The 17,819-nt window shown below is 60.6% G+C and carries 16 protein-coding genes and 3 pseudogenes; 9 read left to right on the forward strand and 10 right to left on the reverse strand.

What is annotated here, in order from left to right:
- Positions 1-9 precede the first annotated feature (9 nt).
- The 4 genes and pseudogenes from BSK43_RS05615 to BSK43_RS05630 form a co-directional block, all read right to left on the reverse strand.
- A pseudogene (locus BSK43_RS05615) lies at positions 10-1,484 on the reverse strand (sodium:solute symporter family protein).
- Positions 1,474-1,671 carry a DUF3311 domain-containing protein gene (locus BSK43_RS05620; protein WP_068391887.1) on the reverse strand — a complete coding sequence of 66 codons (198 nt, stop codon included), beginning with the start codon at positions 1,669-1,671 and terminating at the stop codon, positions 1,474-1,476. The pseudogene BSK43_RS05615 and the gene BSK43_RS05620 overlap by 11 nt, the downstream one beginning before the upstream one ends.
- Positions 1,672-1,801: 130 nt before the next feature.
- A complete protein-coding gene (locus tag BSK43_RS05625) occupies positions 1,802-2,785 on the reverse strand; it encodes a bifunctional riboflavin kinase/FAD synthetase (protein WP_077471405.1) in 984 nt (327 codons plus the stop codon).
- 15 nt (positions 2,786-2,800) lie between these two features.
- A complete protein-coding gene (locus BSK43_RS05630; RefSeq protein WP_077471404.1) occupies positions 2,801-3,649 on the reverse strand; it encodes a TIGR01459 family HAD-type hydrolase in 849 nt (282 codons plus the stop codon).
- A gap of 433 nt (positions 3,650-4,082) precedes the next feature.
- Between BSK43_RS05630 and groES the strand changes: the two genes are divergently transcribed.
- The 3 genes from groES to BSK43_RS05645 all read left to right on the forward strand — a co-directional run bounded on the left by groES (position 4,083) and on the right by BSK43_RS05645 (position 7,014).
- The gene (gene groES, locus BSK43_RS05635; protein WP_034488329.1) at positions 4,083-4,376 is read left to right on the forward strand and encodes a co-chaperone GroES; all 294 of its coding nucleotides are present in this window, start codon (positions 4,083-4,085) and stop codon (positions 4,374-4,376) included.
- Positions 4,377-4,452: 76 nt separating this feature from the next.
- Positions 4,453-6,090, forward strand: a complete 1,638-nt coding sequence (gene groL / locus BSK43_RS05640) for a chaperonin GroEL (protein WP_077471403.1) — start codon at positions 4,453-4,455, stop codon at positions 6,088-6,090.
- A gap of 423 nt (positions 6,091-6,513) precedes the next feature.
- Entirely contained in the window at positions 6,514-7,014 is a 501-nt protein-coding gene (locus BSK43_RS05645) for a hypothetical protein (RefSeq protein ID WP_077471453.1), read from the forward strand.
- A 263-nt stretch (positions 7,015-7,277) separates the two neighbouring features.
- Here the strand turns inward: BSK43_RS05645 and BSK43_RS05650 are convergent, their stop codons facing one another.
- Positions 7,278-7,985 (reverse strand): glutathione binding-like protein, encoded by a 708-nt coding sequence (locus BSK43_RS05650; RefSeq protein WP_077471402.1) that lies wholly within the window; start codon positions 7,983-7,985, stop codon positions 7,278-7,280.
- Positions 7,986-8,197: 212 nt separating this feature from the next.
- Between BSK43_RS05650 and BSK43_RS05655 the strand changes: the two genes are divergently transcribed.
- Entirely contained in the window at positions 8,198-8,641 is a 444-nt protein-coding gene (locus BSK43_RS05655) for a DoxX family protein (RefSeq protein ID WP_077471401.1), read from the forward strand.
- Between the two features lie 72 nt (positions 8,642-8,713).
- Here BSK43_RS05655 and hisG read toward each other — a convergent pair whose 3' ends face one another.
- From hisG to hisS, 3 genes and pseudogenes are all read right to left on the reverse strand, one after another.
- Positions 8,714-9,409, reverse strand: a complete 696-nt coding sequence (hisG, locus tag BSK43_RS05660) for an ATP phosphoribosyltransferase (protein WP_077471400.1) — start codon at positions 9,407-9,409, stop codon at positions 8,714-8,716.
- On the reverse strand, positions 9,409-10,527 hold the full coding sequence (locus tag BSK43_RS05665) for an ATP phosphoribosyltransferase regulatory subunit (protein ID WP_077471399.1): 1,119 nt from the start codon (positions 10,525-10,527) through the stop codon (positions 9,409-9,411). Before BSK43_RS05665 ends, hisG begins: the two co-directional genes overlap by 1 nt.
- Positions 10,527-12,039, reverse strand: a pseudogene (hisS, locus tag BSK43_RS05670) (histidine--tRNA ligase). Before hisS ends, BSK43_RS05665 begins: the two are co-directional and overlap by 1 nt.
- A 125-nt stretch (positions 12,040-12,164) precedes the next feature.
- Between hisS and BSK43_RS05675 the strand changes: the two are divergent.
- The 3 genes from BSK43_RS05675 (at position 12,165) to BSK43_RS05685 (ending at position 13,581) form a co-directional block, all read left to right on the forward strand.
- Entirely contained in the window at positions 12,165-12,692 is a 528-nt protein-coding gene (locus tag BSK43_RS05675) for a 2'-5' RNA ligase family protein (protein WP_077471398.1), read from the forward strand.
- A gap of 69 nt (positions 12,693-12,761) precedes the next feature.
- Positions 12,762-13,139, forward strand: coding sequence for a hypothetical protein (locus BSK43_RS05680; protein ID WP_077471452.1), 378 nt, complete (start codon positions 12,762-12,764; stop codon positions 13,137-13,139).
- Positions 13,140-13,212: 73 nt separating this feature from the next.
- Entirely contained in the window at positions 13,213-13,581 is a 369-nt protein-coding gene (locus tag BSK43_RS05685) for a DUF305 domain-containing protein (protein ID WP_068396853.1), read from the forward strand.
- A gap of 86 nt (positions 13,582-13,667) precedes the next feature.
- Here the strand turns inward: BSK43_RS05685 and BSK43_RS05690 are convergent.
- Positions 13,668-14,569, reverse strand: a pseudogene (locus BSK43_RS05690) (LysR family transcriptional regulator).
- A gap of 109 nt (positions 14,570-14,678) precedes the next feature.
- Between BSK43_RS05690 and BSK43_RS05695 the strand changes: the two are divergent.
- The gene (locus BSK43_RS05695; protein ID WP_077471397.1) at positions 14,679-15,707 is read left to right on the forward strand and encodes an NAD(P)-dependent alcohol dehydrogenase; all 1,029 of its coding nucleotides are present in this window, start codon (positions 14,679-14,681) and stop codon (positions 15,705-15,707) included.
- Between the two features lie 49 nt (positions 15,708-15,756).
- Here the strand turns inward: BSK43_RS05695 and BSK43_RS05700 are convergent, their stop codons facing one another.
- Positions 15,757-16,806 carry an aldo/keto reductase gene (locus BSK43_RS05700; RefSeq protein ID WP_077471396.1) on the reverse strand — a complete coding sequence of 350 codons (1,050 nt, stop codon included), beginning with the start codon at positions 16,804-16,806 and terminating at the stop codon, positions 15,757-15,759.
- 307 nt (positions 16,807-17,113) lie between these two features.
- Here BSK43_RS05700 and BSK43_RS05705 point away from each other — a divergent pair, with 307 nt between their 5' ends.
- Complete coding sequence (locus BSK43_RS05705) at positions 17,114-17,818, forward strand: HAD family hydrolase (RefSeq protein WP_077471395.1); 705 nt, start codon at positions 17,114-17,116, stop codon at positions 17,816-17,818.
- Position 17,819 lies beyond the last annotated feature (1 nt).

Raw genomic sequence — 17,819 nt, forward strand, 5'->3', positions numbered from 1 at the left:
TCGCCCGGATCAGGCGTTTGCCGTCGCCCTTGCCGGTATGACGGCATTGAGGACTACCGACACGACGATGTTGGCGGCAAGCGCCAGGAGGCCGGTATAGACGGTGAAGCTGGTGTCGCCGAGTGTGATCGCATGCAACGGCTTCCAGCCGGCATCCCAGACGAGATAGGTGCCGCCGAAGAAGCCGACGATCCAGCCGGCCAGCAGTGCCGGTGCCCGGAACCATCTGGTGTAGAGGCCGAAGACCAGCGCCGGCAACGTCTGCAGGATCCAGATGCCGCCCAAGAGCTGCAGATCGAGCGCGAACTGCGTCGGCAGGAAGATGATGACCAGCAGCGCGCCGACCTTGACGACCAGCGAGGTCATCTTGGCCACCTTCGCCTCGCCGGCATCGGACACATTCGGATCGACATAGGCCTTCCAGAAGTTGCGGGTGAAGAGATTGGCAGCGCCAATGCTCATCACCGCCGCCGGCACCAGCGCACCGATGGCGATGGCCGCAAAGGCAAAGCCGGCAAACCAGCTGGAGAACAGGGTCTGGAACAGCGCCGGCACGACATCGTTCGGGCTATCCAGCTTCAGATTGGCCGCATGGCCCATATAGCCGAGCAGGGCAAGCAGACCCAGCAGCAGCGTATAGGCCGGCAGCAGCACCGCATTCTTGCGGATGGTGTTGCCGCTGTTGGAGGCGAAGATGCCGGTCAGCGTATGCGGATACATGAAGGCGGCCAGCGCCGAGCCGAGCGCCAGCGTCGCATAGGCGACATACTGGTTGCCGCCGAGCAGCAGGCTGCCCGCTCCCTTGGCCTTGAAGTCGGCATCGGCGGCGGCAAAGACATTGGCGTAGCCGCCAAGCTTGGCCGGGATGAGCGCGATGGCGGCAATGACCACGATATAGATCATGATGTCCTTGACGAAGGCGATCAGCGCCGGGGCACGCAGCCGGCCGAATAGGTGTAGAGCGCCAGGATGATGAAGGCGACGGCAAGCGGCAGCTCACCATGGAGCCCGAGCGCCTTGAACACCGCCGTCATGCCGACGAGCTGCAGGGCGATATAGGGCATGGTGGCGATGACGCCTGTCAGTGCCACCGCCAGTTCGAGCGACCGTGAGCCATATTGGCCATGGACGATATCGCCGGCCGTGACATAGCCGTGATCCTTGGCGCGCCGCCACAGAAGCGGCATGACCATGAAGACGAAGGGATAGACGACGATCGTATAGGGCAGCGCGAAGAAGCCATAGGCGCCGACGGTATAGACCAAAGCGGGGACGGCGATCACGGTATAGGCGGTGTAGAAATCGCCACCGACGAGGAACCAGGTGATCCAGGTGCCGAAGGTGCGGCCGCCGAGACCCCATTCGTCGATATGGGCAAGGGTCTTTGGCCGGCGCCAGCGGGCGGCGACGAAGCCCATGACGGTGACGAGCGCCAGGAAGAAGATGAAGACGGCCAGTGCTGTCGGATCGATCTCAGTCATCATGGCGCATGCTCCGATAGGCGATCCAGGTCAGGAACGCGGTGATCGGCACCCAGGCGAGCTGGTACCAGTAGAAGAACGGAAAGCCCAGCAAGACCGGATCGTGGCTGTTGTAAAACGGCACCCAGAGCAAGCCTATATACGGTATCACCAGCAGCCAGCAGGCCGCCGTCCCAAAGCGTTTGTCCATATTGTGCGCCTTTCGGAAGCGGGCGCGGCGACTCGCACCCGGCAATATGAGCATTGCAGCATCTGCCTGGCGGCTCAAAGCAAAAAAGTATTGCGCGGCTGCAATCCTGGGGCGCAATCCCCTACATTCATTAGGAAAAGGCGATTGCCCGGTCGATGTCGCCAAGCGGCCTGACGCCGGCGAGCAGCGCCCTCGCCTCTTCTTCATCCTTCCGGATCTGCGCGACCAAGGGGTCAAGGCCTTCGAACTTCAATTCAGGACGGAGAAAGCCGAAGAAGGAGACGGAACAGATCTGACCGTATAGATCGCCGCTGAAATCGAAAACATAGGTCTCGAGCAGCGGCGCGCCATTGTCGGTGACGGTCGGGCGACGGCCATAGCTGGCAACAGCATCACGGATGACGCCATCGGCTGCACGGAACCTGACGGCATAGATGCCAGCCTTCAGCGATATTTCCGGCGGAAGCTGCATGTTGGCCGTGGGGAAACCGAGGGTCCGGCCGAGCTTCTCGCCACCGATGATGGGCGCTTCGACGGTGTAGCGGTATCCGAGCATGCCGGCGACCTCAGCAACCTCACCTTCGGCCAGCAGCGCGCGGATACGGCTGGAGGAAATGACCTCGGCATTCTCGTCGCGAAAGGCGTCGATCAGCGTCACGCCGAAACCGTTGTGGCTGCCGGCATTCATGAGGAAGGCAGGGCCGCCCTGGCGATCATGACCGAAATGGAAATCGAAGCCGGTGACGACTTCGGAAGCCTGCAGCCAGTCAATGAGGATAGAATGGACGAATTCATCCGCGGAACGCTGCGAAAATGCGCGGTCGAACGGATATTCGATGACGGCATTGAAGCCCAGCGCTTCCAGCAGGCGCGCCTTCAGCGGCGCCGGCGTCAGACGGAAGACAGGCCGATCCGGCTTGAAGACCGTGCGCGGATGCGGCTCGAACGTCAGCACCAGGGCGGGAACGCCACGTTCCCTGGCGATCTCCAGCGCGCGGTTGAGGACCGATTGATGACCGCGATGCACGCCGTCGAAATTGCCGATGGCAACGACGCCACCTTTCAGAGCCTCGGGAAGCGGCTCGCGGGTCTCGTTGCGATGGAAAACGGTCATCGGCTACCACTCCCCTCAGACAAGGCGCGGCATCCACCACTTCGGCGATGCCTGCTCACGCGCCAGGAAGGCGCCAAGGGCTGACTCGTCGGTGTGACCGTCGACAACATACTCGCGAGCGTGGATGCCGTGGCTGATGTAGAGAAGATCGAGCCCGTAATCGAGCGCGCCGCGCACGTCGGTCGGCATGCCATCGCCGATGGCGACGACGCGCGACAGCGGGAACTCGCTTCGCACTTCACGAGCAGCGGCAATCGCCGCGTCATAAATCGGCTGGTGCGGCTTGCCGGCGATGCGTGTCTGGCCGCCGAGGCGTTCATAATAGGCGGCCATCGCGCCGGCGCAGGGGATCATCCGGTGGCCGCGCTCGACCACGAGGTCGGGATTGGCGCAGATGAGTGGCACGTTGCGAGCAGACCAGGCCGTGAGCATGTCGGTGTAATCGTCCGGCGTCTCGGTCTCGTCATCGAAGAAACCGGTGCAGACGATGCTTTCGGCTTCATTCGCCTCGACACGCTGCACATCAAGCCCTTCAAGGATGCCGATGTCGCGCTCGGGGCCAAGCAGGAAGACCTTCTTCGGTCCTTCCGCGATCAGTTTGCGCGTCACATCACCCGAGGTGATGATGCGATCGTAAACGCTGTCGGGAACGCCGATCGCCCGCAGCTGCTCGACCACCCTTGGAGCGATGCGCGGGGAATTGGTGATGAGCACGACGGTCAGGCCCTCGCCGCGGGCTGCTTCCAGCGCGACGGACGCCTCCTTGTAGGCGGAAACGCCGTTGTGCAGCACACCCCAGACATCGCAGAGCGCAACATCATAAAGTCCGCCGATCTCGCGAAAGCTTTCGATACGTTTGCCCATGCAGTCCTCACCTCAGATAAATCACGGGCTGACATTGCAAACCGGCCGGCAAATTACAAGAGCGCCATGCAGGTTTTTGCATTGCACCCGCCTTCGGCAACCAGACGAAGCAACGCCGGACGAGGCGGCAAATGAAGTGGCGGAGCCATCGGCAGATCGGGGAAACCGTCGGCCTAAAGGACCGGGGAGCCTTCAAATGTGATAGGGTAAAGCGGGTAAACCTTGCAATAGCATGCTACACAGGGCGATCAACGCCGTTAAACATCCTCGAAACAAGCCACGGCACGCCGCAAAAATTTCACAGTGCTGTTCTTGACTCGCCTGCTACCCACCCCTAAATCAGCGTCGCTAGCACTCGCCTATGCTGAGTGCTAACAAAGCCCATACGGATCCCCCGCTGATCCGTGAAGTCATTTGATCGAGGGATTAGACAATGGCAACCAATTTCCGCCCCCTTCATGACCGCGTCGTTGTTCGTCGCGTTGAATCCGAAGCAAAGACCAAGGGTGGTATCATCATTCCCGATACCGCCAAGGAAAAGCCGCAGGAAGGCGAAATCGTCGCCGTAGGCTCCGGCGTTCGTGATGAATCCGGCAAGGTCATCCCGCTCGACGTCAAGGCCGGCGACCGCATCCTGTTCGGCAAGTGGTCGGGCACTGAAGTCAAGCTTGACGGCGAAGACCTTCTCATCATGAAGGAAGCCGACATCATGGGTATCATCGGCTAATCCAGCCGGGTTCCCCTTTTCCGATACAGCTGACGGGCCATAAACCCGGACAATGCGAATTCAGGAGTTTTTAGACATGGCAGCTAAAGAAGTAAAATTCGGCCGCAACGCCCGCGAAAAGATGCTTCGTGGCGTCGACATCCTCGCCGATGCAGTCAAGGTAACGCTCGGCCCGAAGGGTCGTAACGTCGTTATCGACAAGTCCTTCGGCGCTCCGCGCATCACCAAGGACGGCGTCACCGTCGCCAAGGAAATCGAACTCGAAGACAAGTTCGAAAACATGGGCGCCCAGATGGTCCGCGAAGTTGCTTCGAAGACCAACGACATCGCCGGCGACGGCACGACCACTGCAACCGTTCTCGCCCAGGCCATCGTTCGCGAAGGCGCCAAGGCAGTTGCAGCCGGCATGAACCCGATGGACCTGAAGCGCGGTATCGACCTCGCTGTTTCTGAAGTCGTCAAGGATCTCCAGGCCAAGGCCAAGAAGATCAACACGTCGGAAGAAGTTGCCCAGGTCGGCACGATCTCGGCAAACGGCGAAAAGCAGATCGGTCTCGATATTGCTGAAGCCATGCAGAAGGTCGGCAACGAAGGCGTCATCACGGTTGAAGAAGCCAAGACCGCCGAAACCGAACTCGAAGTCGTCGAAGGCATGCAGTTCGACCGCGGCTACCTCAGCCCCTACTTCGTGACCAACCCGGAAAAGATGATCGCCGATCTCGAAGACGCGTTCATCCTGCTCCACGAGAAGAAGCTCTCGAACCTGCAGGCCATGCTTCCGGTTCTCGAAGCTGTCGTTCAGACCGGCAAGCCGCTCCTCATCATCGCTGAAGACGTCGAAGGCGAAGCTCTTGCGACCCTCGTCGTCAACAAGCTGCGCGGTGGCCTGAAGATTGCTGCCGTCAAGGCTCCTGGCTTCGGCGATCGCCGCAAGGCCATGCTGGAAGACATCGCCATCCTGACGGGCGGCACTGTCATCTCCGAAGACCTCGGCATCAAACTCGAGTCGGTTACGCTCGACATGCTCGGCCGTTCCAAGAAGGTTTCGATCTCCAAGGAAAACACCACGATCGTCGACGGCGCTGGCCAGAAGTCCGACATCGAAGGCCGTGTTGCCCAGATCAAGGCTCAGATCGAAGAAACCACCTCTGACTACGACCGCGAAAAGCTGCAGGAACGTCTTGCCAAGCTCGCTGGCGGCGTTGCCGTTATCCGCGTTGGCGGTTCGACGGAAATCGAAGTCAAGGAAAAGAAGGACCGTATCGACGACGCTCTGAACGCGACGCGCGCTGCTGTTCAGGAAGGTATCGTACCGGGCGGTGGTATCGCTCTGCTGCGCTCTTCCACGAAGATCTCGGCCAAGGGCGAGAACCAGGACCAGGAAGCCGGCATCAACATCATTCGTCGTGCGCTGCAGGCTCTGGTTCGCCAGATCGCTGAAAACGCTGGTGACGAAGCTTCGATCGTTGTTGGCAAGGTTCTCGACAAGAACGAAGACAACTACGGCTACAACGCCCAGACGTCTGAATATGGCGACATGATCGCCATGGGCATCGTCGACCCGGTCAAGGTTGTCCGTACGGCTCTGCAGAACGCAGCTTCGGTTGCTTCGCTGCTGATCACCACGGAAGCCATGATCGCCGAGCTGCCGAAGAAGGACGCTCCGGCTATGCCTGGCGGCATGGGCGGCATGGGTGGAATGGACATGATGTAATAAGGCCTTCGCCTTATTACGATTGTTCATTCCGACATCCGGAATTGACGAAGGGCGGCTCTCGGGCCGCCCTTTTTATTGTATCATGATGACCCGGCAACAAGCTTGGCGAGCATTCCGATCAATGCAAATTCATGCAACTCGCCCATTGCCGTTTTCAAAAAAGCCCCTATAACTCGCAACGCAGCGATTTTGGGGAATTAGCTGCAATGCACGCAAATTTTACTTCTTTTGGCCAGGCTTAACCTACGCATTGGTATGACCATAACCGTAGGTATTAGGGTTGCCCGAATTTATTACTTGAAAATGACTTAACCGGTCGGATCACCATCCGAATGCATCGTTGAAAATGACAATCGCGGAGATGCGGCTCCGTTTTTGCTCATGACGATGCGACAGGCGGCAGACCTTCCATCGGATGGCATGGGAATTCAAACGAAGCGCGCAGGGGACCCGTGCGCCCAAGTGGGGATCAGCTTGTTCAAGATTGCCAAAGCAAATTTTGCCGCACCGTTTGCGCCCGGTTCGCTGGCATTTGATAGTCATAACCCCGAACTCCTCGCGCAATTCTGCGTGTCCGAGGGCTGGACCGGCGAACTTTCGAGCGGGATCATCAGGCTTGGACAATGGAGCACCATGCTGCATGGGCTCAGCTCTTCGGAATGCGGCCTGCTGAGCCTGATGCACAGCTACGATGCGCAAGATCGCGTACGCATCCTCGATCTTTTCGAACAGGCGGCGACGGCAACGTCCAGCTTCTGCTATTCCACCATGACCCTGGGCACCAACGGTCATCGCCAGCCGATCTTCTGCGTCGGCGAGTCCATCGCCGCAGAAGGAAAACATGCCGGCAGCATGGCCGGTGTCTTTCTCTTTCCGCGCTTCAAGCTGGAGCCGGGCAGCCAGCTGGCAACCCGGCAGTAAAAGCATTGCTGATGATGGTCGGATGAATTCATCGTCGCCGCACTTGCGTGCCTGGCCCCTCACCCCAGCCCTCTCCCCGCGCGCAGGGAGAGGGAGTCTCCCGCTTTAAAATCGGTGCTTTAGTTGCTGGGCACGAACCCGCCACAAACGTGGGACCGGCCCGCTCGCCCCGTCTGCGGGGAGAGGGCTGGGGTGAGGGGCCAGGCACATAGATGCCGCCAAAACGTACCCGCCTGACCTGCTCCCCAAGAGATCGGAACCAATCAATCCCGCTTCGGAACGTTCAGGCCACGCTGGCTCGCGGGGCGCGCAACGGCGCGCTCCAGCCAGGCCATGGCAGCAGGGAATTTTTCGAACTCGAGAACCTCGCGACCACCATAGAAGACGTCGACACCGCGAACCCAGGGGAAGGTCGTGATATCGGCAATGGTATATTCATCGCCCATGATCCACTGACGCCCGGTCAGGCGCTCTTCCAGAATGCCGAGCAGGCGCTTGGCCTCATCACGATAGCGCTCCACTGGATAGGGGTTGTTGGCAACCTTGTCGGCAGCGAATTTGAAGAAATGGCCGAACTGGCCGAACATCGGGCCGACACCGGCCATCTGGAAGAACACCCATTGCAGCACCTCGTAACGGCCGGCCGCGTCCTTGGGCATGAGCTTGCCGGTCTTCTCGGCGAGATAAACCAGGATCGCGCCGGATTCGAACAGGCCGATCGGCTTGCCGTCCGGCCCATTGGGATCGATGATTGCGGGGATGCGGCCGTTCGGATTCAGCGAAACGAACTCAGGCGACTTCTGGTCGTTGGTGCCAAAGGAAACGAGATGCGGCTCATAGGGAAGACCCAGTTCCTCAAGCGCGATGGAGACTTTTACGCCATTGGGCGTCGGCAGCGAATAGAGCTGGATGATATCGGAATTGCTGGCGGGCCAGCGCTTCGTGATCGGAAAGGACGACAGATCTGCCATGGGGCTGCTCCTGAAGACTATGATTTGGCGAGTGAATTGGCGTTACCATAACCGATACGGCGCATATGGGAAGAGCGATCAGGGAACGTGATTGTTCAATGATTGTGAACTAATCGTGCGCAGTTGTTTATCTTTTCAACTCCCCAAAAATCACGAATATCTGTCTCCAGAAATTGTCGCCACCGACTTAACCGCTTTCATCGGAGACTGTCATGTCCAACACCAATAACATCATCATCCTTGTGGCGCGCATCCTGCTCGCTTTCATGTTCATCTTCGCCGGCTTCGGCAAGCTGACCGACCCTGCAGGCACTGCCGGCATGATCGCCGGCGCCGGCATGCCCTATGCAACGCTGCTCACCTATCTCGCCGGCACCTTCGAATTCGTCACCGGCGTCTGCGTTCTCATCGGCTTCCAGGTCCGCATCGTCGGCTGGCTGCTCGCTGCCTTCTGCGTGTTCACGGGCATCATCTTCCACCTGCCGACCGTCAACGTTCCGGATTTCCCGGCCGCTGCCAACGGCTGGATCAACGGCCTGAACTTCGTGAACTTCCTGAAGAACATCACGCTGGCCGGCGCCTACATCTCGCTCGCCACCAACGGCGCAGGCGTCTATTCGCTCGACGCACGTCGGGGTGCCTACGCCACGGCCTGATCTACCACCTCTTCCAAAAGAAAAAGCCCGCCGGAACTCCGGCGGGCTTTTTCATGTTGAGCCTTATAAAAATCAGAGCGCGGCGCGCACGGCAGCGACGATGCGCGCAATCATAGGATCGCCTTCGTGGCTCGGCTTGCGGGCGCGAACCAGGCAGGCCTCGGAACGCAGGATCGTGCCATCCGACAGCACCTTCAGATGGTTCGCCCGCAGAGTGGAGCCGGTCGAGGTGATATCGACGATGATGTCAGCAGAGCCGGCGGCCGGCGCACCTTCGGTCGCACCAAGGCTTTCGACGATGCGATAGAGCTGGATGCCGTGCTGGCTCGAAAAGAACTGCTGCGTCAGCCGCCAATATTTGGTGGCGACCGTCAGCCTGCGGCCATGACGGGCACGGAAATCGGCAGCGACATCGCCAAGATCGGCCATGGTGTCGACGTCGAGCCAGATATCCGGCACGGCGACCACGACATCGGCATGGCCGAAGCCGAGGCGGGCAGAGAACTCGACGCGGCGATCCGCCTCCGCCATGCCCTCGCGCACGAGGTCTTCGCCGGTGACGCCGAAATCGACGCTGCCATTGCCGATCTCACGAGAGATTTCCGAAGCCGACAGGAAGGCAATCTCGATATTGTCCCAGCCCTCGACACGGCCGCGATAGGAACGGTCATTGCCGACGGCGACGATGGGCATGCCGGCGCGCTCGAAGATCGCGGAGCAATCATCCTTCATACGGCCCTTGGAGGGAAGCGCGATGGTGATGGTCATCAGGCTGCCCTCGCTGTTTCGATGCGGTCGAGCCAGAGCGCGAAGCCGACTGCCGGAATATGGTCCTTAGCGCCGAGCAGGGTCATCAGCCGGTCGAAGCGGCCGCCGCCGGCGAGCACCGCCGTCGATCCCTCCACCGTCACTTCGAAGACGAGGCCGGTATAGTAGTCGAGCGGGCGGCCGAAGGCGGCACGATAGTCGATGATCGATGTATCGACGCCGGCATCGGCAAGAGCCGCGACACGCGTGTCGAACCCCTTCAGCGCCGTTTTCAGCTCGAGGCCCGCCGCATCGGCAAAGCCTGCCAGCGCCGCCGAGGCATCCGCCAGTGGCACGCTCAGCGACAGAAACTCCTCCAGCACGCCGAAGGCAGCGTCGTCGAGATGGGTTTCCGAAAGAACCAGCTTCTCGCGAAGACGACGGGCGATCTCCTGCGGCGAACGGCTGGCATTGGTGGAATAGCCGGTCGCCTGCATGGTGCTGTCGATGTGCGTCACCAGCCCCTGCTCGTCGCCGCGATTGAGGTAGTCAAGCACATGCGGGTCGAGGCCGGTCACCGGTTGCGGGCTTGCCAGCCGCGCCAGCATGGCCTCAAGCTGCATCATGTTGCCGAAAGCGTGGATCAGGCGTTTCTGCCAGCCAGAAGGCAGCCCAAGTGCCTGCACGACGGCTTCGAACACGGCCTGATCACCCAGGGTCACGGACAATGCCTTGCCGGGCACGACGCGGCTGAGAATGGCGATGGCGTCGCCAATGGCGCGGGCATCGGCGCTTGCCGTATCACGGTCGCCAAGATCCTCGATGCCGGCCTGATAGAATTCATGGCCGCCTTCGCGGCGCTGGCGAAAGATTTCGCCCAAGTAGGAATAGCGCTTCGGCGTGCCGGTGGCGGTTTCGATATGGCGCAGGCAGACGGGAATGGTGAATTCCGGGCGCAGGCAAAGGCTGGCGCCGGTCTCGCTTTCGGTCATGAAGATGCGACGGCGCAGATCTTCGCCGGCCATATCGAGAAACGGCTCGGCCGGCTGGATGATGGGCGTGTCCACCCGCTCCGTCCGTCGGCCGGTAAATTCGGCAAGAAGATCGCCGGCAAAATCCGGAAGATTGATGAGGGGCATCAGCCTGCCCTCTTGCGATCTTCCGCCTGTGCCGCCAGTATTTCCAGTACCTTGGCAACCAATTCTGCCTCCGGCACAACGTCCTGGGCCACGCGCGCCTCACGCCAGCTGGCATTGTCCTCGATCTCGCCGGAGAGGCGTTTGCCCTCGATCAGGTCCTTGAGCTGAACGACGCCCTGGGCGCGCTCATCGCCGCCCTGGATGATGGCGATCGGGCAGCCGCGACGGTCGGCATATTTCAGCTGGTTGCCGAACTTCTTCCAGTTGCCCTGGAACATTTCGGCGCGAATGCCAGCGGCGCGCAATTGCTGCGTGAAGCGCTGATAGCGGCCCATCGCCTCGACATCACCGTCCATGACAGTGACGAGCACGGGCTCGATCACCTCTTCCACGCCGAGCTTGCCGAGATTCTTCAAAGCCGTCATCAAGCGGGAGACGCCGATGGAGAAGCCTGTGGCCGGCACCGGCTGCCCCATGAAGCGCGAGACGAGCCCATCATAACGACCGCCGCCGCCGACGGAGCCGAAGACGACCTTCTCGCCCTTCTCGTTGGTGACGTCGAACAGCAACTCGGCCTCATAGACCGGGCCGGTGTAATATTCGAGGCCGCGCACGACGGAAGGATCGATCTTGATGCGATCCGACTGATAACCGGCGCTGGTGACGAGGCTGCCGATGAAATTCAATTCCTCGACGCCCTCGCCGCCATTCGAGGTCCCGGCGCAGCTCGGCGAGCTGGGCAGCACTTTCGGCGTAATCCTTGATGCCGACGAAGAAGAGCACCTTGTCGATCTGATCGGCATCAAGGCCGGCACCCTTGGTGAAGTCGCCGGATTCATCCTTGCGGCCGGGACCGAGCAGCAATGCCACGCCTTCCGGGCCGAACTTGTCGAGCTTATCGATGGCGCGCAGCACATTCAGGCGCTGGACGGCCTTGTCGTCACCGCCGAGGCCAATCGCTTCAAGCACGCCGTCCAGAACCTTGCGGTTGTTGACGCGGATCACATAGTCGCCGCGCTTGATGCCGAGGGCTTCCAGCGTGTCGGCCATCATCATGCACATTTCGGCATCGGCCTGCACGCCCGGCGCACCGACGGTATCGGCATCGAACTGCATGAACTGACGGAAACGACCCGGGCCCGGCTTCTCGTTGCGGAAGACATAGCCGGCGCGATAGGTGCGGTAGGGAAGCTGGATCTCGTTGAAATTCTCTGCGACATGACGGGCAAGCGGCGCCGTCAGGTCGTAACGCAGCGACATCCACTGCTCGTCTTCATCCTGAAGCGAGAACACGCCTTCGTTCGGCCGGTCGCTGTCCGGCAGGAATTTGCCGAGCGCATCGGTATATTCGAACAGCGGTGTTTCGACGGGATCGAAACCATAATGCTCGTAAACCGCACGGATCTTTGCGGTCATTTCGTTGACCGCGCGAATGTCGCTGGCGGAACGATCGACAAAGCCGCGCGGCAGGCGGGCCTTGAGCTTCTGTGGTTTCTTCTGCTTGTCGCTCATCTGTAGGGTAATCCGGTACGGGAACAGTGGCGGTTAACTAGCGGATTGGGCGGAATGCGGCAAGGATTGTTATATGTTAACGGCCATCAAAGCCGATAAAAGCCCGAGAGAGCGACAGGGACGCCATGCCATACGCGATTGTCTTGAAATGTTCGAATGCCTCTGCCACTCCCGTCACGGATCTCTGGCGGGAGGCCAGCCGGTTCGAAACAACTCCTTCGATGGCGGCGCTGCATTATCCGCCGCATCTGACCTTTGCGGTCTATCAGGATATCGATGTGCCCCTGCTTTTCGCGACCGCGCAAAAGGCCTTCGGCAACACGCCGCCCCTATTGGTCGAATTCTCCGGTATCGATCATTTTCCAAACGATATGCTGGTGTTGTGGGCGCGGCCCGCGGACGATCGTGTCTTAAGACAAATGCACCATGCCATTCACGAGGAAATCGACCCTGCCCTCTGCCATGAACATTCGCGCCCGGATCGCTGGCAGCCGCATTGCACGATCGCGATGAAGATTAAAGCAAGCGCCGCGGAGCAGGCGCTGGAATGGGCGGCGGGAACAGAAGCTCGATTTACACTCACCTTCGATGCGGTGGATTGCATAAGCTTTCCTCCAGTCGAAATTCTGAGAGAAGTCAAACTGCTGCCTTGATCCGCTTTCAATGTTCGGATGATGCAATTTGCGCTTGCCTTCGCGGCGAGCGCAGCTAGGTTCTTGGGCATGCGGTTCTTTGCGATCCTGACGATGGTGATTGCCTGGCTGTTCTACGGCGCCATGCCGGCGCTGGCGAACTGTCCCGTCTGCGATTCCGCCGCCACCATGGCCGCCGCATCGACCATGGGCATGCATGATGGAATGGCCGATATGCCTGGCATGGCCGGCCATGGCGACATGGTGCAGCACCCGGACAAGAAGCCGGAGAACCCTTGTGCCGGCGGCATGGCGCATGTGGCGTCCTGTGCCGCCTGTCTCGCCCTGACGCCAACGCTTGCAATTGCCGGCGGCAAGCATCTGTTCTCCTATCCGGTGCCAGCGCTTGGCCAACGCCTTGCAGGCTCTCGCCCGGAGCCGATGGCTCCGCCTCCCCGTTTCGTCTGACGATCCTCTGTTTTATCGCAGGAGCGGCTTTCCGCTCACTTTCAGATACCGTCCAGAAACGGAAAGGACACCTATGTCTATCTCAAGAACTCTCATCCTCGCCGGAGCTTTCGCCTTCGCTCTTACCCTGCCAGCCCTTGCCGACGATATGTCGGGCATGGACATGAGCAAGCCGATGGGCGACCAGGGCGCCTCCAGCAAGGCGTTCAACGACGCCATGGGCAAGATGCACAAGGACATGATGATCACCTATAGCGGCGATGCCGATGCGGATTTCGTCCGCGGCATGATCCCGCATCATCAGGGTGCGATCGACATGGCCAAGATCGAGCTGAAATATGGCAAGGATCCGGAACTGCGCAAACTGGCGCAGGCCGTCGTCACCGCACAGGAAGCCGAGATCAAGGAAATGAACGCCTGGCTGAAGAAGCACGGCAAGTAATTTTAGCAACGAAGGGAGGTGGCTATCCACCTCCCTTCTTTCGAGCGTTCACACGTGGCTGGAAACGGACGGCTCTCGTAAACCGCTCAATCCATGATCTGCGGCAGGCGCTCGGCGAGCAGGTCGATCACCACCCGCATCTTCAACGGAAGCTGCGGCGTCTGCGGCCAGACCAGATAGATGTTCACCGCCCGGCTGGAAGCATTGTTCAACGCCGGCACGAGGCTACCGGCCGATATGTGGTCACGCACCAGCCAGCAGGGCAGCCAGGTGATTCCCATTCCAGATGCCGCCGCCTGTGCAAGGACCTCCAAATCATCGAAGCGCAGGCGCGTTGCCGGAAAATATTCGACGGCCGAGCCGTCCTCCTGCAGGAAGATCCATTTCTTCGCCTCGCCGGACCGGCCATAAGCAATCAGCTCGTGACCGGCGAGATCGGCGATGGTCTGGGGCGCGCCTCTGGCGGCGAGATAGTCGGGAGACGCGCAAAGCACCATGCGAGTTGAAGTGATCTTGCGGGCGGCAAGACCCGCCTCGTCGCGCAGCACGCCATTGCGAACGGCTAGATCGAAGCCCTCTTCGAACAGATCGACGACACGGTCGCTGAAGGACAGGTCCAGTTCGAGCTTGGGGTGAATGCGGGCCAGTTCCAACAGCAGCGGTGCGGCGCAGCAACGACCAAACAGAACCGGCATGGAGATGCGCAGGCGTCCCGTGACCTCACGCTTGCCTGATTCCAGCATGGCCTCGCCGGACTGTATCTCGTCCAGCGCCCGGCGGCAGCGCTCATAGAAGGCCTGACCTTCGTCCGTCAGGCTCTGCATGCGGTGGTGCGGTGAAACAGGCGAACGTTCAGCCGCTTCTCCAGCCTGGCAATGGTCTTGCCGATGGCCGAACGCGACAAGTTCATGCGCGCCGCAGCCGCTGAGAAGCCGCCGGCTTCGACTGCCTCCACAAATTCCGGGATACCGTTGAGCATGTCATTCATCGCGATTGCTTCCTTACGGGAACCAGTTAGTGGAATTAATATCGCCACTGGCGACCAATAGGCAACGATATAGTCATGCTCTTGTTGGCTTTCTTCTCAGGAGATCATGATGACGAAAAGCATGAAGCACTGGACCCTCGATACGATCCGTGTCGGCGCTCCCTTGAACCTGACTGAAACGGCGGTGCCGGCGCCGGCGCGCGGCGAAGTGCTCGTGCGGGTCAAAGCCGTTTCGCTGAACTATCGCGACAAGCTCGTTCGTGAGACCGGCATGGGGCTGGATATTCAGTTTCCCTTCGTGCCGGCCTCCGACATGGCGGGCGTCGTTGAGGCGGTGGGAGACGATGTCACCCGGTTTTCGGTCGGAGATCGGGTCATCTCGACCTTCAATCCGGGCTGGATCGACGGCAAGCCGCCGCACGGCACAGCTCGCAATCCGCCCTATCGTACGCTTGGTGGCTTTTATGCCGGCATGCTCTCCGAATATGTCGCGCTTTCTGAGGATTGGCTGGTCGCCGCACCGAAAAGCCTCGACCATGGCGAGGCCAGCACCCTGCCCTGCGCCGGCCTGACCGCGTGGTTCGCACTGGTGGAACGCGGCAACGTCAAGGCCGGTGATCGAGTGCTGGTGCAGGGAACGGGTGGGGTAGCGCTGTTCGGCCTGCAGATTGCCGCCGCGCAGGGAGCCGAGGTGTTCGTAACTTCCTCGGGTCCGGAAAAGCTCGCCCGCGCAAAGGCGCTAGGCGCCCATCACGGCATCGACCGCAATGCCGGCGACTGGGTGGAGGAGGTCTACCGCCTTACCAACGATCGCGGCGTCGACCACATCTTTGAAATTGCCGGTGGAGCGAATTTCGCCCAATCGCTGAAGGCGGTAGTGCCGCATGGCCGCATTTCCGTCATCGGCGTGCTGGAAGGTTTCGACATTTCCGGCCCGGTGGGTCCGCTGCTGCTGAAATCCCCCGTCGTCCAGGGCATCGGCGTCGGCCATCGCCGGGCGCTGGAGGATCTCGTGCGCGCCGTCGACACGATCGGGCTGAAGCCGGTCATCGACCATCGCTATGCCTTTGGCGAAGTTCCGGCCGCCTTCGATCACCTCGATCGCGGCGCCTTCGGCAAGATCGTCATCGAACTATGATGACGGCTGAGCCGCCGCCAGACTGACGGCGGCTCGGTCTCTGCGTAAATCAAGCCTTCGGTTCGAACGGCTGCGGCACGCGCTGGGCTCCCTGACGGGAAAGCATCCAGCCGGGATACTCTGGCGTGAGCGCGCTGACTTCATCCAGCTTGGCCATATCCTCGGCATCGAGCTTCAGCTTGACGGCGGCGAGATTCTGGTCGAGCTGGTCGAGACGCTTGGCACCGATGATGATTGATGTGACGAAGGGCTTTGCCAGGATCCAGGCGAGTGCCACGGTCGCGACGCTTGCACCATGCTTCTCGGCGACGTCGCGCATGGCGGCGACGCAGGCCCAGGCACGGTCCTTGTCGACAGGCGGGAAATCGAAGCTGGCGCGGCGTCCCTCGCCATTGCCGGGAGCCCCCGGACCATACTTACCGGACAGCAGGCCGCCGGCGAGCGGCGACCAAACCATGAGGCCGAGCTTTTCCTCCGCCATCAGCGGCACTATCTCGCGCTCCAGATCGCGTCCGGCGATGGAATAATAGGCCTGAACCGTCTCGAAGCGGGCAAAGCCGCGACGCTCCGACAGGCCGAGCGCCTTGGCGATGCGCCAAGCCTGCCAGTTTGAGACGCCGACATAACGCACGAGGCCGCGCGACACGAGATCATCCAGCGCCCGCAGTGTTTCCTCGATAGGAGTGACTGTATCGGTCGCGTGGATCTGGTAGAGGTCAATATGGTCAGTTTGCAGGCGGTCAAGACTTGCCTGCACCGAGTCCATGATATGGCCGCGCGATGCGCCGCGATCGTTCGGCTTGTCGCCCATGACACCATAAACCTTGGTGGCGATGACGACATCCTTGCGGGGAACGCCGAGGTTCTTCAGCGCCTGGCCGAGCAGCTTTTCGGAGTTGCCCTGCGAATAGACGTCGGCCGTATCAATGAAATTGATGCCGGCGGCGAGCGAGCTTTCGACGATCTTGTCGGCGAGCGACTGGTCGACATCGGCGATCGAGCCCCACATGCTGTTGGCGACGGCTTCACCGAAGGTCATCGTGCCCAGGCAAAGCTCGGAGACGAACAGGCCAGTATTACCGAGTTGATTGTAACGCATAGGAGAAAATTCCCTTGTGGTCAGCCGGAAGAGACTTCCAGTCTGTGAGTTCTTATCTCTTGGCTATATAATTGGCCCCGGCATGGCAGCCATTTGTCCGCGCCGCCGTGGAGAGGTCAGAAGACAGTCGTCGAGGCACGGCGCTGCGCCGTTGCGATCGAGACAGCATCGACATAATGCACCGGAATCCGATTTCAACGCGAGACCTTCGACCGATCACGATGCGGTTACCAGGCACTCGCTCTTGCTTCCGATCCGGCACAGGATAGATTCCAGCATTCATCCCATACGCAGAACGGACATACCGATGACGCAACGCCCGCTGACAACGATCGGTTTCGATGCCGACGACACGCTCTGGCAGAACGAACAGTTTTACCGGCTCACGGAAGTGCAGTTCACCGATCTGCTGGCCGACCACGCCGATAGCAACCGTATTTCGGCGCGCCTGCTGGAGGCGGAAAAACGCAACCTGCGCCATTACGGCTTCGGCATCAAAGGCTTCACGCTCTCGATGATCGAGACGGCCATCGAGATTACCGAGGGCGAAGTGCCGGCGACCGTGATCGCCCAGATCCTCGACATCGGCCGCGACCTCCTGGCCCATCCCGTCGAGACAATGCCGCATGTCCGCGAGACGCTGACAGCGCTGTCCGGCACCTATCTGCTGGTGCTGATCACCAAGGGCGATCTTTTCGATCAGGAGCGCAAGCTTGCCCAATCCGGTCTCGGCGACCTTTTCGATGCGGTCGAGATCGTCTCCGACAAGAACGCGTCGACCTATCGCCGTATCTTTTCCAAGGTGGGCGACGGGCCTGAGCGGGCGATGATGATCGGCAATTCGCTGAAGTCGGACATCGTGCCGGCGCTTGCCGCCGGCAGCTACGGCGTCTTCGTGCCGCACGAGCTCACCTGGTCCTACGAGCATGTCGAGGAACCAACGGAAGCCCCGCGCTTCCGCAAGATCGGGCATCTCGGGGAATTGGCGGCGGTCATCGAAAGCCTGTTTTAAG

Origin of the sequence: Rhizobium sp. P44RR-XXIV (assembly GCF_001999485.2) — a bacterium.
Lineage (GTDB): Bacteria > Pseudomonadota > Alphaproteobacteria > Rhizobiales > Rhizobiaceae > Rhizobium.